Raw genomic sequence first — 15637 nt, forward strand, 5'->3', positions numbered from 1 at the left:
TCATGATCGTGGGCCGAATTCGCGCGGGGCGCGGGCGGCATGCCGAACCTCCAGGACGTTTACCGTGTCGCCAACCACGTCATAAATGATCGAATATGGCTGGACCGACGGCAGAGTGCGGCAGCCATCATCGCGCAACGCCCCGCGATTGGGAAAATCACGCAGGCTTTCGCCCGCTGCGAGCAGCTGCGTTGCCACGCGCTCAGCCGCGGAAGGATCAAACTGCCGGATATATTCCCTGATGTCATTGACGCTGATCAGTGCGGCCCGTGACCAAACTATTCGAGCCATTCGCGCGGCATCGGCTGTTCGTCGGCCGTCCCCCAGGTCTTGAGCCAGGCCGCGACCTTTTCATGCGGTACCACCCGCCCGGCCGCCACATCGGCGCGCGCACGCACGATGGCGGCTGCTTCCGGGTCGCGCTCTTCAAGGATGTCGGGTTCGTGCTTCATACGTGTAGCCATAAACCGAGCCCAACCCCTTGCCTAGCATGGTTCACATCGTCGCCCGCAGGCCGTAAGGACATCCACGTAAAAAGAAGGCCTCCCCATGTCCGAAGATCCCAACCTGCAATTCTCCGAACGGGAAGCGCTTCTGTTCCATTCGGAGGGACGGCCCGGCAAGATCGAGATCATCGCCTCCAAGCCGATGGCGACGCAACGCGACTTGGCGCTCGCTTACTCACCCGGCGTCGCCGTTCCGGTACAGGCGATCGCCGACGATCCGTCGCTGGCCTATGATTACACCGCCAAAGGCAATCTCGTCGCGGTGATCTCCAATGGTACCGCCATCCTGGGCATGGGCAATCTCGGCGCGCTCGCCTCCAAGCCGGTGATGGAAGGCAAGGCCGTTTTGTTCAAGCGCTTCGCCGATGTCGATTCGATCGATATCGAGCTGAAGACCGAGGATGTCGATCGCTTCATCGACGCCGTCGAGCTGATGGAGCCGACCTTCGGCGGCATCAATCTCGAGGACATCAAGGCGCCCGAATGCTTCATCATCGAGCAGACACTGCGCGAGCGCATGAACATTCCGGTGTTCCATGACGATCAGCACGGCACCGCGATCATCTGTGCCGCCGGGCTGATCAATGCGTGCCTGATCACCGGTCGCCATCTGAGCGAGATCAAGCTCGTCGTGAACGGCGCGGGCGCGGCGGCGATCGCCTGCACTGAGTTGATGAAGGCGATGGGCGTGCGCGCCGACAACGTCATCATGTGCGATCGTACCGGCGTGATCTATCAGGGGCGCGACGACGTGAACCAGTGGCAATCGGCGCATGCCACGACGAGCAGTGCACGCACGCTGACCGAGGCCTTGGTCGGTGCCGACGTGTTCCTCGGCCTGTCCGCCGCCGGCGCGCTCAAGCCGGAAATGGTCGAGCATATGAAGCCCGCACCGATCATCTTCGCGATGGCCAATCCGGAGCCGGAAATCCGCCCCGAACTGGCCATGGCTGCACGGCCCGATGCGATCGTCGCCACCGGTCGCTCGGACTATCCGAACCAGGTCAACAACGTGCTCTGCTTCCCCTTCATCTTCCGCGGCGCGCTCGACGTGCGGGCGACCGGGATCAACGACCAGATGAAGATCGCCGCCGCCCATGCCATTGCCGAGCTGGCGCGCGAGAGGGTGCCGGAGGAAGTGGCGCTAGTCTACGGCGTGCACCACACGTTCGGCCCGACCTATATCATCCCGACGCCGTTCGATCCCCGCCTGATGGAGATCGTGCCGGTCGCCGTGGCCAAGGCAGCGATGGATTCGGGCGTCGCCACCAAGCCGATCCTCGACATGGAGGCCTATCGCCAGTCGCTCCGCGCCCGCCTCAACCCGACCACGTCGGTGCTGACGCTGGCTTATGAAGGCGCGCGCGCGCATCCCAAGCGCGTGATCTTTGCCGAGGGCGAAGAGGAAGTCGTGCTGCGCGCGGCGATCGCGTTCCGCGAAGGCGGTTACGGCACGCCGGTCCTGGTCGGTCGCGACGACGTGCCCGATCGGCTGCGTGCCCTGGGCGTCAAGGATCCGGAGAATTTCGAGCTGCACAACAGCCGCGTCTCCCCGCTCGTGCCCAAGATGGTCGATTTCCTCTACGCGCGCCTGCAGCGGCGCGGTTATCTGCGGCGCGATTGCGAGCGGATGGTCAATCAGGATCGCAACATCTTCGGTGCCTTGCTGCTGCAGCTCGGCGAAGGCGATGCGATGATCACCGGCATCACGCGCACCTATGGCGAAACGATGCGCCAGGTGTACCGCGTGATCGATCCGGCGGCGGGCAAGACGCCATTCGGCATCCACTTGCTGGTCGGGCAGAGCCACACGGTGTTCATCGCCGACACCACGGTGAACGAACGCCCGACCGCGGAACAGCTTGCCGATTTCGCTGAGCAGACCGCCGCCGTCGCGCGGCTGATGGGCCACGAACCGCGCGTCGCGTTCCTTAGCTACTCGAACTTCGGCAACCCGAAGGGCGAATGGCTCGACAATATCCGCGATGCCGTGACGGTGCTCGACGGCCGCCAGGTCGGCTTCGAATATGAAGGCGAAATGGCGCCGGACGTCGCGCTCAACCCCAAGCAGCTGGCCAACTATCCGTTCGCGCGCCTCTCTGGCCCGGCCAACGTGCTAATCATGCCGGGCCTGCAATCGGCGCACATCTCGGCGAAATTGCTGCGCGAACTGGGCGGCGATTCCGTGATCGGCCCGATGCTGATTGGTATGGAGAAGCCGGTGCAGGTCGCGCCGATGACCAGCACGGCGAGCGAGCTTGTGACGCTGGCGGTGTTGGCAGCGGGCGGCATCGCGCGCTGACTCTACCTCCCCTCCCTGGAAGGGAGGGGGCCGGGGGTGGGTTCGTCCTTTGAGCGACGCCGGCACCGACCCACCCCCTACCCCTCCCTTCCAGGGAGGGGAGACAAGCCCTAGCAACGCCGCGCATCACGCATACATATCGTGCGTCCCATGAACGATATCGTCACCACCTTCACCAGCATCCCGAACTTCTGGCTGATCGTCGCCGGCGTCGCCGTGCTGGTCGTGCTTGCGCGCCGCATCCGCATCCTCGGAATGCTCATGACGATCGGCCTGATCGCCGTGTCGATCGCGTTGTTCACGCAGCGCGCCAGTTTCGACCCCGGGCTCGACACCGTCGCCAAGGCGTTCAACCTCGGCGATCAGGGCCAGCAGGTCGTCGGCAAGGAGATGCGCGTGCCGATGGCGCGCGACGGCCATTTCTGGGTCCGCGTGAAGGTCGCCGACATCGAGCAGCGCATGCTGGTCGACAGCGGCGCAACCGTCACCGCGCTGTCGAGCGATGCTGCGCGGGCGATGCGGCTCAAGATCAAGACTCCGCTGTTCCCGGTCGTGCTGCAAACCGCCAACGGCTCGATCAACGCCCAGACCGCGGTGATTGCCGAACTGCGCATCGGCAATGTCGTCGCGCGGGATTTGCCGGTGGTGGTATCGCCGGCCTTCGGCGAGATGAGCGTAGTGGGGATGAACTTCCTGTCGCGCCTGAAGAGCTGGCGCGTCGAAGGCAAGACGCTGATCCTCGAACCGCACCATCCGCAAGCGACCACCTAAATTCCTCCCCGAGCTTGTCTCGGGGAGGGGGACCGTCGGGCGAAGCCCGATGGTGGAGGGGTACGCCACAAATGCTGCGCTCGGCGCCAGAACCCCTCCACCATTTGCTGAAGAAGCAAATGGTCCCCCTCCCCCAGCGAAGCTGGGGGAGGAATTAGTCACGCATCAATCGACGTACCCAGCGCGGCATTGACCAGCCCGCCGTCCACCGTGATCGTATCCCCCACGACATAATCCCCCGCCCTGCTCGCCAGGAAGATCGCTGCGCCGGCCATGTCCTCGTCCAGCCCGATGCGCCCGGCCGGAATGCCCTTGGCGATCGCATCGCCATGATCGCGCGCCGCCTTGTTCATCTCGCTGGCGAACGCGCCCGGCGCAATCGACGTCACGTTGATCGCGTCGCGCACCAGCCGCGCCGCCATCCGCTTGGTGAGATAGATCAGCGCCGATTTCGACGCGTGATAGCTGTACGTCTCCCACGGGTTGAGCCGCTGCCCGTCGATCGACGTGATCATGATCACCTTGGACGGCCGATCCCGCCGCGCAGCCTTTTTCAGCGCGTCGTGCAGCGCCTGAGAGAGGAAGAAGGGCGACTTCACGTTGAGGTCCATGACCTTGTCCCAACCCTTTTCGGGGAAATCCTCGAACGGCTCGCCCCACGCGGCGCCGGCATTGTTGACGAGGATGTCAAGGCTGTCGGTATGCTCCGCCAACTGGGCCGCAAGCGCCTTGCATCCGGCGACGGTTGACACGTCCTGCGGCAGCGCGATGCAGCGCTCACCCAGTTCCGCCGCGGTGGCAAAGCATGCCTCAGCCTTGCGCGCGGAGATATAGACCGTTGCCCCCTGCGCGATGAAGCCTGCGGCGATCATCTTGCCAATTCCACGGCTGCCGCCAGTGATCAGCGCGGTGCGTCCGTCGAGGCGAAAGAGGTTGCTCGTGTCCATGGTATCTTCCTTCTTCTCCCTCTCCCCGTCGGGGAGAGGTCGGGGAGAGGGGCCGTAATGAAAGCACGCCGCACGGCCCCTCTCCCGCGCGTCGCTTCGCTCGCTTGCCCTCTCCCCAGCGGGGAGAGGGAGAAGGTCACCCACCCCGCTTGATCGTCTCGCGCGCGATAATGATCTGCTGGATCTGGCTCGTCCCCTCATAGATCCGGAACAGCCGCACATCGCGGTACAGCCGCTCGATCCCGTAATCCGCGATATAGCCCGCGCCGCCGAAAATCTGCACCGCCCGGTCCGCCACCCGCCCGACCATCTCGGAAGCGAAATACTTCGCCGCCGCCGATTCCATCACCACGTCGCGCCCGGCATCCTTCGACGCCGCCGTCTCCAGCACCATCGCGCGCGCGACCAATGCCTCGGTCTTCGAATCCGCGATCATCCCCTGGATCAATTGATGCTCGGCGATCGGCTTGCCGAACTGCGTCCGCGTCGTCGCATACGCCACGCAATCCGCAATCAGCCGCTCCGCCACGCCCACGCATACCGCGGAGATATGCAACCGCCCGCGATCGAGCACGCGCATCGCGATCTTGAACCCCTCGCCCTCCGCACCGAGCCGGTTCTCCGCCGGCACGACCACGTCATCGAAGATCACATCGGCGACCTTGGCGCCCTTCTGCCCCATCTTCTTTTCAGGGTGCCCGATCGACACGCCTGCAGACTCGCGCGGCACGAGAAACGCCGAGACGCCTCGCGCGCCCGGATCGTCGCCGGTCCGCGCCATCACCGTGAACAGATCGGCCTTGTCGGCATTGGTGATGTAGCGCTTGGTGCCGCTCAGCCGATACGCCTGCCCGTCGAACACTGCGCGCGTCTTCACCGCGCCGGAATCGCTGCCCACGTCGGGCTCGGTCAGCGCGAAGCTGGTGATGATCTCGCCGCTGGCGATGCGCGGCAGCCACGCCGCCTTCTGCGCATCGTTCCCCGCCATCACGAGGCCCTGCGAGCCGATCCCGACATTGGTCCCGAAGCTCGATCGAAAAGCCGGCGTCGTCCGCCCGAGCTCGATCGCTACCCGCGCTTCCTCCGACATGGTCAGCCCGAGCCCGCCATAGTCCTCGGCGATCGACAGGCCGAACAGGCCCATGTCGCGCATCTCCTGCACGATATCGGCCGGGATCGCATCCGCCTCCTCGACCGCTCCTTCCAGCGGACGCAACCGTTCGGAAACGAAGCGCCGCACGCTATCGATTAGGGCGTCGAAGGTTTCAGGATCGAGTGCCATGCCATCCTCTCGTCAGCCGTCCTGCAAACGGGCTTCATCCATTCCCGCCAAAAGCCCCAGGAGCACCGCCCGTTACGGGCGTCCGCACATGGATCCCGAACCTGAGTTCAGGAAGACGATGGATCGTGGTTCGATGCCCCAATCCACGCGCTGCTGCAAACCCGAATTTCCAAACTGAATGCATGCGGAGTGCAAAACCCCGTACTCGTGCCTGAGATCTTGTGCACAGGGGCGGCTGGAACCAAGGTGATGGGCGACTCTCAGTTGGCGATCAGCCTGACAAAGGCGCTCGCGACCCACCCGCTGCGGCATGGCCCGGCATAGTCCCGTGTAGACGCAACGGGCGCCGCAACGCCGCAGTCGGTGTTCGGCGCATCGGCAGGCGGCACCACCACCCCCTGCCACCGTTGGTCGATCGACCGCGTGCACACCAACAAGCGGGCATCGTTCGACAGTCGCAGAAGTTCATCCGCCTCCTGGAATGGCGCGGCGCGTAGCGGCAGATATGGCTGCTCGTTGCCTCCGACATTCACGACCCGTCCGACATTGGCGCATGCCGCGAACGACGCTCCTCCCTCGCCGATCCGCACCGGCCGCGTGCCCGGCGTCATCGCTTCGTACGTGTCGTTGATCGCCGCCTCGTTCCCCATGCCGGTGCTCTGCGAACAGGCGGCAAGGAGCAGGCACAAGGCAAGGAGTGATTTCATGGCTCCGCTATAGCGCCACGCCGCAGGCCTTGGCGAGCACAACCGCCATTTTCGTCACCAGCAGCCTTGTCACAATGCAAAGGTCGCTTGACACCATTGAAGTACACTCTGTAAAGTTGCCTTCACAGTCTACCAAGGAGGCTTGACCAATGGTGCGCACTGCCGCCGCACGGCGCTACAATCGCCGCGTACTCCTGCTGAGCGTGGTTTACGCCGTGCTGTTGCTGGCTGCCGGCTACCTGTTCAATCACCGGGCGATCCACGGCATCGGCGCCTGGATCGTCGCGATCCTGCCGGCCCTGCCGATCGTCGGCGTCTTCGCCGCCATCGGCCGCTATTTGATCGAAGAACAGGACGAATATGTCCGCATGACGATGGTGCGCCAGACGCTGATCGCCAGCGGCTTCGCGCTCAGCGTTGCGACGATCTGGGGCTTTCTCGAAAGCTTCGGCATGGTCGGCCATGTCGAGTCCTTCTACATCGCGGTGCTGTGGTTCGCAGGCCTGGGCCTGGGCGCCTGCGTCAACAAGATGACGGGAGTGTCGGCATGAAGCACAACGCCGCTCAACGCCGCTACCTCCGGCGTTTCCTGCCCGCGATGTTCGGTTATGTCGTGCTGCTGTTCGCATCGAACCTAATGGTGGACCGCTGGCGTCCGGGCGGCACCATTCTGGTCGTGCTCGCCATCCTGCCCGCAATGCCGTTGGTTGCGGTGATCGCGATCATGGGCTTCTATCTGGCCGAGGAGCGTGACGATTTCCTGCGCGCGCGGCTCGTCACCGCGATGCTCGTCGGCCTGGGCGTGCTCCTCGCCACCGCGACAATATGGGGGTTCCTGCAACTCGCCGACGTCATCGGCAGCCCGCCGACCTTCCTGGCCTTTCCGCTCTGGTGTGCCGCGTTCGGCGTGGCTCAAGCAGCGATGGCCTTGGCCGACAAGCTGTCCGACCGGCGGGAGGAGGCGCCATGAAGAACCGCCTGCGCGTGCTGCGCGCCGAACGCGAATGGAGCCAAAGCGACCTCGCCGAGCGGCTCGACGTCTCCCGCCAGAGCGTCAACGCGATCGAGACCGGACGCTACGATCCCTCGCTCCCGCTCGCCTTCCGCATCGCCGAATTGTTCGACCTCGCCATCGAAGAGATCTTCACCTCGCCATCGAAGGAGTCCAGCCAATGATCACGCACCTGAAAGCTCGCCTGCTCGCCACCGCCTTCACCTTGCTGGTCGTGCTCCATCCTGCAGCGGCGCACTGCCAGACCACGCCCGCTCCGACCGATGCCAATTCCGCCCTCCGTATCGATCCGGTGATGACGCAGATGGAGCACATCTCCATTGCCACCGCCGGCAGGGGCAGTCCGGTGATCCTGATCCCCGGGCTTTCCTCGGCGCGCGCCGTATGGGACGATGTGGTGCCCGTGCTCGCCCGCACGCACCGCGTCTATCTGGTACAGGTAAATGGCTTTGGCGGTGATGCCCCGGGCAAGAACCTGCAGCCCGGGATGCTCGATGGGATTGTCGCCGATCTCGACCGTTTCGTGACCGAGCATAAGATTACGAGACCTGCGATCGTAGGTCATTCCATGGGCGGGCTCGTCGCCTTGATGTGGACGAAGGCACATCCGGACCATGTCGCGCGGGCGATGATCGTCGATTCGCTGCCGTATGTCGGCGAGATCTTTGTCCCCGGCGCGACCGTGGAGATGATGGCACCGCAGGCCGCCACGATGCGCGACCGGATGGTGGCGAGCTATGGCAAGCCGGCCGACTCGGCAACTGCCGAGGCGACGGCGAACGGCCTGGCGCTCAAGCCGACATCGCGCGGCAAGGTGAAAGCGTGGGTGCTCGCTGCCGATCCGCGCGTCGCCGGACAGGCATTGTACGAGGATCTGACCACCGACCTTCGGCCCGACATGGCGAACATCACAACGCCGCTCACCATCGTCTATCCGTGGTCGGACGCACTCCCTGCAGTACGTGCCGAGGCACTCTATCGCAGCGCCTATGGCAAGGCAGCAAATGCTACCTTTGTGCCGATCGGCGACGCAGCGCATTTTGTCATGCTCGATCAACCAGTAGCATTCGCTGCTGCACTGCAGGCGTTCGCCGACGAACGCTGAGCGAATTTGCAGAACGCCATTGAGCCCCCCGGCTTGCGGTCCAGTAGTGAAACCGGGGGGCTCTTAATGAGCGACGAACACGACCACGCGCCTGAGATCAGCGGCGGCGCTTCGGCTCTACCTGCACTCTTCCTCTTCCACTTCTCGCCCGTGCAATGGGTTTTAATCATTTGCCGGTAGCGCCGTTCCCGACAGGGAGCGCGAGACGGGCGGGATGGCACGAGGCGATGATACAGATGGCGCACTGCGCATTGAATTGACCGCCGGGCTCACCGTTCCTGCGGCAGCAGACGTCGCGTGGGACGATCTCGCCGCGGCATCGTCCAGCGCCAATATCTTCTACGAGCCCTGGCTGGCACGGGCGGCGGCGGTGTTGCCGGAAGCGGGTGGGCCGATGGTACTGATGGCGTGGATCGATGCGCCAGCCGCGCCGCCTCGACTTGCCGGGTTGCTCGTCCTGCAACGGCGCGCGGGATGGGGCGGCCGGATCGGCGTCGCGGTGCAGAATTGGGATCAGCGCGCCCGCGCCCTCGGCGAACCGCTGGTTCGTGCGGGCTATGAACATGCATTCTGGCAGGCGGCACTCGACTTCCTCGGCCAGCGACGGCGCATGGGGCACTATCTCCGCCTCTCGGCATTGATCGCCGACAGCCCATCCACCCGCGCGCTGCACGACGTTCTCGCCGCGCGTAAACGCCACGCCACCGTCACTCGCTCGTTCGAGCGCGCGCTGCTCTGCGGCGGCTCATCCTCGGCGGAATACATCGGCGCCAATATCCGCAAGAAGGTGCTGAAGGAACAGCGGCGGCTGCGCAATCGGCTGGAGGAGCAAGGCGGGCTGGTGTTCGACCAACTGGCGCCGGCTGCCGCGATCGATCCCTGGATCGACGAGTTGTTCCGGCTGGAGATGAGCGGGTGGAAAGGCCGCGAGGGGGTCGCGGCGGCAGCGGACGTGGCGACGGAACGCTGCTTCCGCGCTGTGCTGCGCGCGGCGCATGAACGCAGGCGGCTGGACTTCCGCCGGCTGTCGGTCGGTGGCCGGACGATCGCGCTGCTGGCGAATATCGAGGCGGGCGACACCGCCTTCCAGCTGAAGATCGCCTATGACGAGGATTATGCCGCTTTCTCGCCCGGCGTGCTGATCGAGATGGACTATCTCGACTATGCGCTCGACACGCGGCGGCTGGCGCGGGTCGACAGTTGCGCGCGGCCCAACCACCCGATGATCGATCGCATCTGGGCGGATCGCCTGCCCATCGTCTCGCTCGCCGTGCCGTTTGATCGCTGGTCGTCGCGGCTGGCCTGCGCCGCGATCGACACACTGCGCAAGCTGCGCGACAAGCGGGCAAGGCCCGTAGCGACGGATTGTTAAGCTCGATCGGATAGTAATAGCCGCTATGAACATGCCGATGCACGCCCGTACCGGGCAATGGATCACCGCAGACCGGCTTGGGCCGTTCGCCGATGCCTATCCCGGCCAGGCGGCGCCCGTCACGCACGCACTGCACGATCATCCGCTGTTCGCACTGGAGGCGCTGGCTGCCCTCGCCGGCCGGCTGCCGACGGATCATGTCGAACACAGCCTGGGCAATTTGTCGGTCGATCAGGATCCGGCGGCGATCCCGCAGGCGGCGCTCTCCGCGCCCGAGATCGTGCGCACGATCGCGACCAACGGCTGCTGGATGGTGCTGAAGAAGGTCGATGTCGATCCCGACTATGCCGCGCTGATCGACCAATGCCTGGCCGAGATCGCCCCGATCGTCACCCCGCGAACTGGCGCCTATCAACGGCGCGAGGCGTTCATCTTCCTGTCCTCGCCCAATTCGGTGACGCCGTTCCATATGGATCCCGAACACAACATCCTGCTGCAGATCGCCGGCCGCAAGACGATGCAGGTCTATCCGTGCGACGATGCCACCATCGTGCCGCAGGAACAGCATGAGGCGTTCCACCATGGCGGGCAGCATCGCAACATGCGCTTCGATCCGGCGTTCGATGCGGTATCGCGTTCGTTCGTCCTGGATCCCGGCATGGCGGTGTACGTGCCGGTCAAGGCACCGCACTGGGTGCAGAATGGGCCGGTGCCGTCGATCTCGTTCAGTATCACCTGGCGGTCGGCAACCAGCGATGCCGATGCCCGGCTGCACCGCGTCAACCGCGGCCTGCGGCGCTTCGGGGTGAGTCCGGCGCGGCCGGGTGCGCATCCGATGGTTGATGCGGCCAAGGTGGCGGGTCACCGGATGAGCAAGAACGTCACCGGGCTAGCGCGCCGCCTGCTCGGCCGTGACCGCGATCGAGCCGCTTACTAAAGCGCAGCACTTCCTACCGGAGGGTATCGCGCTCCTCCGCTCGTGCTGAGCTTGTCGAAGGGCGTGTACCGGACGATCCGCTAGCCTCACGTGCCTCGACAAGCTCAGCACGAACTGGGGTGACGTAGTTCTAGCGAGATGGTGCGCCTGAGGCGCTAGGCATCCCGAACAGGCCAAGCTGGCGCCGCGCATTCATCCCCAGGTCGAACTCCGCCGCGACATGCGCACGCCCGCGCCTGGCCATCGCGAGGGCCGCCGCCGGATCATCGAACACGCGCTTGAGGGCCGTCGCCAGCGCCGCCGCATCGGCTTGCGGCACCAGCAGCCCGGTGCCGCCATCCCGGATCAGCTCCGGGATCCCCGAAATATTGGTGGTGATCGCCGGGCGCTGATAGGCCAGCGCCTCGATCATGACGTTGGGGATGCCTTCCTGCCGGCCATTGGGGCCGATGATGCTCGGCGCAACGCACACGCTTGCCTCGGCATACGCCGCGGCGACGCGTTCGAACGGCTGCATGCCGCAGAACCGCACCCGATAGGACAGGCCCAGCCGTTCGGCGGCCGTGCGCAGCGATTCGGCGCTGGGACCGTGACCGATCAGATCGCAGCGCCAATCACCCAGCGACGGTCCGACCAGCGCCAGCGCCTGCAGCAGATGTTCGACTCCCTTCTTGGGTTCGAGCGCGCCGACATAGAGAATACGGAACGGCGCGACCGACGGCACGCTTTCGACCGGCGCGATCGCGACCACGTCCACGCTTGAATGGATCACCTCGATTCGCCGATCGCTCATGCCGGCGACCCGCTCACGCAGGAAGGTGCGGCCGAATTCGCTGACCGTGCGGACCGCCGCCGCCTCGCCGAGCTTGGCGGCAAGCAGGCGTTGCGTCCGGAAGATGTCGTGCGCGCGGCAGCTGACCGAATAAGGCAGCCCGCCCAGCCGATGCCCGAACCACGCCGCGGTGGCCGGATGGCCGGCGAATTCGGCATGGACGTGCGTCGCCCCCCAGGTGCGGGCATCCTCGGCAATGGCCAGCGCCTTGGGCAGCATGACCAGCGATTTCAGACCGATCTTGGGCAGCGCAGCATAGGCGGCAATCACCTCGCCCACGGCACGCGCGAGCCGGACGGGATGGCGCAGCGCGCGGAACGCGGCGCCCCAGGCCGGCCGACCGGCAAAGCCGATATAGTGCGCCCAGGCGCCGGTCGGCTCGGCAAAGCCATGCAGCGTCTGACCCACGCGGTACGGCGCCAGATGGTATAGGCGGATTTCGGCGCCCAGCTCGGCGAACTTCACCAGGTCGCGATAGATGAACGTCTCGGTGAACTTGGGATATTCGGTGACGATGACCGCGAGCTTCATCTTGGGCCTTCCGCAGCGCGCAACCGTCCGCACTGGATCGCCAGCGCGATCAGCAGCCACAGGTAGCGCATGTCCTTGTGCGGCATGAAGAAGCACGCGACCAGCAAGGCCGCGAGCGCCACCGCCACCGCAAAACTGGTCCGCGCCAGGGGCGACGACGCATCACCCGCAAAACCCCGCCGTGCCGCCAGCAGCGCATGCCCGACGATGGCGGCAAAGATCGCGAAGCCGACCAAGCCATATTCCACCGCCGTATCGAGATAGGTGTTGTGCAACTCGCGCGGATACAGTTCGCGACCGGGCATATAGCGATAGGCGTCCTGCACGTAATAAGATGGAAAATTGCCTGGCCCGACCCCCCAGACCGGTGAGCCACGCAGGAGGTCGCCGCCGATCCGCAGATACGTGATGCGGCGGTACAGAGTCTGATCCTGCCCGAAATCGCCGATCGCGGTGAAGCGCGCGATCAGCGTCGGCGGTGCGAACAGGATGCCGATGGCGCCGGCCACCACTGCGGCGAACAGGATGGCCGGAAAGTAGCTTTTGCCGCGAAACGCGAACACAACGAGCGCCAGCCCCGCACCGAGCCCGAGGATCGCGCTGCGCGCCGACATCAGCGCCAGCCCCGCGCTGCCAAGCGCGGCGATCCCGCACAGCAGCCACCGGCCGCGGCGCTCGCCCGAGAACAGCAGGCCGATCGCCAGCGTGGTGCTGACCAGCAGCATCTGTGCCGCCGTGGTCGGGTTCTGGTCCGATCCACCCGACGAGCGCGCCACCCCATCGAAATCGGCAGTGGTGGCGGCAAGCGCGGTGGCGAACAGTCGCGTGTGCGTGCGGGTTTCGATCAGCACCACCGCTGCCGCGAACGCGCCAGCGAGGATGATCGCCCATATCAGTGCGCGCAAATGCGCGGCGCGGTCTGCGATCGTGATCAAACACAAAGCAGGTACGACGGCGGTGGCGAGCTTGACCAGATAGCCAAGACCCTCGGCGCGGAAACGCGACAGCGTCCAGGCGAACACCACCCAGCACAACAGCAACAGGATCAGCCGGACGCCCTCCTGCCCCAAGGCCTTGGGCGGCCGCGGGTCGGGCGTGGACAATACCAGCATCGTTGCCGCGACCAGCCCACCCAGGCTGAACTCGATCAGCGAGACCGGTGATCCCGCCGAGAGCCGGTTCGCCACGGCGTCGAGCTGCACGAACACGCCGAAGCCGATCAGGAACGCAACCGCGACGATGCGAAGACGATCCCCGTCGAGCGCCGCGAGTGCCGGAGCCGCGCCGGAACTAACCGCTGATGGCGAGCGCATAAGGCAGCCTGTCTGCCACGGCGGCGATGCGCGCGCTCTCGCTGCCAAGCGTGGCGATCACGTCGCTGCCTGGCACCGCGGCGGCGACGAGCACGATGGCGACATCGGCCTCAACGTCGCGCAGCGCAGTGAGCGTGCCACTATCGTCCAGGCCGCCGGCGTAGAACAACGGCTTGCGATCGTCTCGCATGCGTTCCGCCCCGCGTTGCCGCGTGGCATCGAGCGTGCGGACGCGCCGGCCCTGCTGCTTCAGATAATCGTGGATCAGCTGATAGACTTGCCGCGCGTCGCGATCGGCAGCGGTGGCCACGACGAGCAACGGCGCGTCGATCGCCAGATCATTCGCCAGCCAGTGCGCGATGCGCCGGCCGTGCGAGGCGACTTCCTCCGGCCGGTAGGTGGCACCATCCACCGGACGCGGCAGCACGTTGGGGAACAGGCGCGCGGGCTGTGGCGCGACGACGATTGCCGGCGCGGGCGCTTCGACCGGTTGCCGGACGGTGGCAGCCGGATCGCTCGGCACGATACGCAACGGCTGCGCCTGCGGCTCAGGCTGGTCGAACGGCTGCTCCTCGGACGACGCGTTTGCCTTGACCGCAAGGCCGCCCACTGCGCCGAACGAGCGCCGCACCATGTCACGTCCCGCTGTACCCCATTGCCGCAGTCCTGGCCGTGGCTCCGGCGAAGCTGGCGCATAAGGCTGCGTTGAGGCGTCCCCCGGACGAACCGCTTCCCCATGCGAGATCGGCACTCCCGCGTCATCGGCGAAGCTCTCGTCGCCCCACTCTTCCCCACGCCGCACCGGCGCTGCCCCCAGCAGCAGCAACGCGCACCCCGCCAGCGCACAGCCGGCAATGAAGCCGAGCACGGTGTTGAACAGGATCTTGGGCGAGCTGCGCACCAGCGGCGGGGTCGCGCGTTCGATCAGCTGGATGCGGGGCGCATTGGCAAGATTCTCGGTCTGGCTGAAGCTTACCCGCTCGGTCAGGGCCGCCACTTCGGTCTGCAGCGCGGTCGCTTGATCGTCGAGTGTCTTGATCGCGATCTCGTTCTTGCCCAGCACCGCGATCTGCGCGCCGATCTGCCCGACCCGGCCTTCGCGCACGGCAATGCCCTGCTTCAGCCCCGATGCCTTGGGGGCTTCGACCGCCAGCGTCTGTTCCAGTATGCCTTGCGCGGAGGACAGCTTGCCATCCGCCTGGCGGCGCAGCCCGGCGACCTGGCTCTCGCTCGATTGCAGATCGGCCCGGTCGCTGGTCAGCCGCGATTGCTCCGCCATCTGCGCCTCCAGCAGCGCCTGCTTCTGGCGATCGACATCGACCACGCCGATCGACGATTTCAACTCGCGCGAGCGGCGCAGCACGTCGGCGAGCGCAGCCTGCTTGGCCAGCAGGCGGCTCTCGAGCGATCCTGCGATCTGCGCGCCCGAACTGCGCGACATGGTTTCCGCGCGCGCGACGATCGCATCGGCCAGCGCATTGGCGAACCAGGCGGCGGATTGCGGATCGTCCCACTCGACGCCGATGCGCAGCAGATACGTGCCCTCGACCGATTCGATCTTGGTGTTCTTGATGACGGTGTCGATCAGGTCCTGCCTGAGCGGCACGCGCGGCGCCTCGCCGTAATTGAGCTCGGCGACGATGCGGCCGGGCGAAAAGGCCGGCGGCACGGAATGCGCCGCGACCCACGCCGGCACGCTCTGCCCGCCGCGTGCCGCCTGCTCGGCGATATAGCGGTCGACGATAGGCGCGACGATCGGCTGCGTGTGCGCGAACTCGGCATAGGTCTGCAGCAGCACGGCGCCGCCATCGAAGGTCGATCCGCGCACGAAGCGATTGGCGTAGCCCAGCTCCTCCGCCGTCGGCACGATGTTCAGCCGCGCCGCGCTTTCGAACGTCGGCTTCTGCGCCAGCACCAGCGCGCTGAACAGCCAAGCCGCCAAGGTGCAGCCGAGCACCAGCCCGAGCACCAGCCGCCAGCGCGACGCCACGACGCGCAGATATTGTTGCCCCAGCATCAC

Annotated in this window: 16 protein-coding genes; 8 read left to right on the plus strand and 8 right to left on the minus strand. The window is 65.9% G+C overall.

Annotation, left to right across the window (positions count from 1 at the left end; all coding sequences use genetic code 11):
* Positions 1–291, minus strand: a complete 291-nt coding sequence (locus tag NV382_RS19645; protein ID WP_418066768.1) for a type II toxin-antitoxin system RelE/ParE family toxin — start codon at positions 289–291, stop codon at positions 1–3.
* Complete coding sequence (locus NV382_RS07345; protein ID WP_260599854.1) at positions 279–452, minus strand: antitoxin; 174 nt, start codon at positions 450–452, stop codon at positions 279–281. The genes NV382_RS19645 and NV382_RS07345 overlap by 13 nt, the downstream gene beginning before the upstream one ends.
* Positions 453–549: 97 nt before the next feature.
* Between NV382_RS07345 and NV382_RS07350 the strand changes: the two genes are divergently transcribed.
* Together NV382_RS07350 and NV382_RS07355 are read left to right on the plus strand one after the other, a co-directional pair.
* The gene (locus tag NV382_RS07350; RefSeq protein WP_260599855.1) at positions 550–2808 is read left to right on the plus strand and encodes an NADP-dependent malic enzyme; all 2259 of its coding nucleotides are present in this window, start codon (positions 550–552) and stop codon (positions 2806–2808) included.
* Between the two features lie 150 nt (positions 2809–2958).
* Positions 2959–3579, plus strand: coding sequence for a retropepsin-like aspartic protease family protein (locus tag NV382_RS07355; protein WP_260599856.1), 621 nt, complete (start codon positions 2959–2961; stop codon positions 3577–3579).
* 158 nt (positions 3580–3737) lie between these two features.
* Here NV382_RS07355 and NV382_RS07360 read toward each other — a convergent pair whose 3' ends face one another.
* The 3 genes from NV382_RS07360 to NV382_RS07370 all read right to left on the minus strand — a co-directional run bounded on the left by NV382_RS07360 (position 3738) and on the right by NV382_RS07370 (position 6515).
* Positions 3738–4526: an SDR family oxidoreductase gene (locus NV382_RS07360; RefSeq protein WP_260599857.1), complete on the minus strand. Its 789-nt coding sequence runs from the start codon at positions 4524–4526 to the stop codon at positions 3738–3740.
* 136 nt (positions 4527–4662) lie between these two features.
* Positions 4663–5808, minus strand: coding sequence for an acyl-CoA dehydrogenase family protein (locus tag NV382_RS07365; protein WP_260599858.1), 1146 nt, complete (start codon positions 5806–5808; stop codon positions 4663–4665).
* Between the two features lie 260 nt (positions 5809–6068).
* Complete coding sequence (locus NV382_RS07370; RefSeq protein ID WP_260599859.1) at positions 6069–6515, minus strand: hypothetical protein; 447 nt, start codon at positions 6513–6515, stop codon at positions 6069–6071.
* Between the two features lie 149 nt (positions 6516–6664).
* On the opposite strand from NV382_RS07370, the gene NV382_RS07375 reads away from it, so the two are divergent.
* The 6 genes from NV382_RS07375 (at position 6665) to NV382_RS07400 (ending at position 10941) form a co-directional block, all read left to right on the plus strand.
* Positions 6665–7066 carry a hypothetical protein gene (locus NV382_RS07375; protein ID WP_260599860.1) on the plus strand — a complete coding sequence of 134 codons (402 nt, stop codon included), beginning with the start codon at positions 6665–6667 and terminating at the stop codon, positions 7064–7066.
* The gene (locus tag NV382_RS07380) at positions 7063–7485 is read left to right on the plus strand and encodes a hypothetical protein (protein WP_260599861.1); all 423 of its coding nucleotides are present in this window, start codon (positions 7063–7065) and stop codon (positions 7483–7485) included. The genes NV382_RS07375 and NV382_RS07380 overlap by 4 nt, the downstream gene beginning before the upstream one ends.
* The gene (locus NV382_RS07385; RefSeq protein ID WP_260599862.1) at positions 7482–7691 is read left to right on the plus strand and encodes a helix-turn-helix transcriptional regulator; all 210 of its coding nucleotides are present in this window, start codon (positions 7482–7484) and stop codon (positions 7689–7691) included. Before NV382_RS07380 ends, NV382_RS07385 begins: the two co-directional genes overlap by 4 nt.
* Positions 7688–8632 carry an alpha/beta fold hydrolase gene (locus NV382_RS07390; protein ID WP_260599863.1) on the plus strand — a complete coding sequence of 315 codons (945 nt, stop codon included), beginning with the start codon at positions 7688–7690 and terminating at the stop codon, positions 8630–8632. The genes NV382_RS07385 and NV382_RS07390 overlap by 4 nt, the downstream gene beginning before the upstream one ends.
* 214 nt (positions 8633–8846) lie before the next feature.
* On the plus strand, positions 8847–10004 hold the full coding sequence (locus tag NV382_RS07395; RefSeq protein WP_260599864.1) for a GNAT family N-acetyltransferase: 1158 nt from the start codon (positions 8847–8849) through the stop codon (positions 10002–10004).
* A gap of 37 nt (positions 10005–10041) precedes the next feature.
* A complete protein-coding gene (locus tag NV382_RS07400; protein ID WP_260599865.1) occupies positions 10042–10941 on the plus strand; it encodes a cupin-like domain-containing protein in 900 nt (299 codons plus the stop codon).
* Positions 10942–11071: 130 nt separating this feature from the next.
* Here NV382_RS07400 and NV382_RS07405 read toward each other — a convergent pair whose 3' ends face one another.
* From NV382_RS07405 to NV382_RS07415, 3 genes are read right to left on the minus strand one after another with little or no spacing between them, the layout of a single operon-like run.
* Complete coding sequence (locus tag NV382_RS07405; RefSeq protein WP_260599866.1) at positions 11072–12304, minus strand: glycosyltransferase family 4 protein; 1233 nt, start codon at positions 12302–12304, stop codon at positions 11072–11074.
* On the minus strand, positions 12301–13617 hold the full coding sequence (locus NV382_RS07410; RefSeq protein ID WP_260599867.1) for an O-antigen ligase family protein: 1317 nt from the start codon (positions 13615–13617) through the stop codon (positions 12301–12303). The genes NV382_RS07405 and NV382_RS07410 overlap by 4 nt, the downstream gene beginning before the upstream one ends.
* On the minus strand, positions 13595–15634 hold the full coding sequence (locus NV382_RS07415; protein WP_260599868.1) for a GumC domain-containing protein: 2040 nt from the start codon (positions 15632–15634) through the stop codon (positions 13595–13597). Before NV382_RS07415 ends, NV382_RS07410 begins: the two co-directional genes overlap by 23 nt.
* Between the last annotated feature and the right edge of the window lie 3 nt (positions 15635–15637).

This window comes from Sphingomonas endolithica (assembly GCF_025231525.1).
Classification (GTDB): Bacteria; Pseudomonadota; Alphaproteobacteria; order Sphingomonadales; family Sphingomonadaceae; genus Sphingomonas; species Sphingomonas endolithica.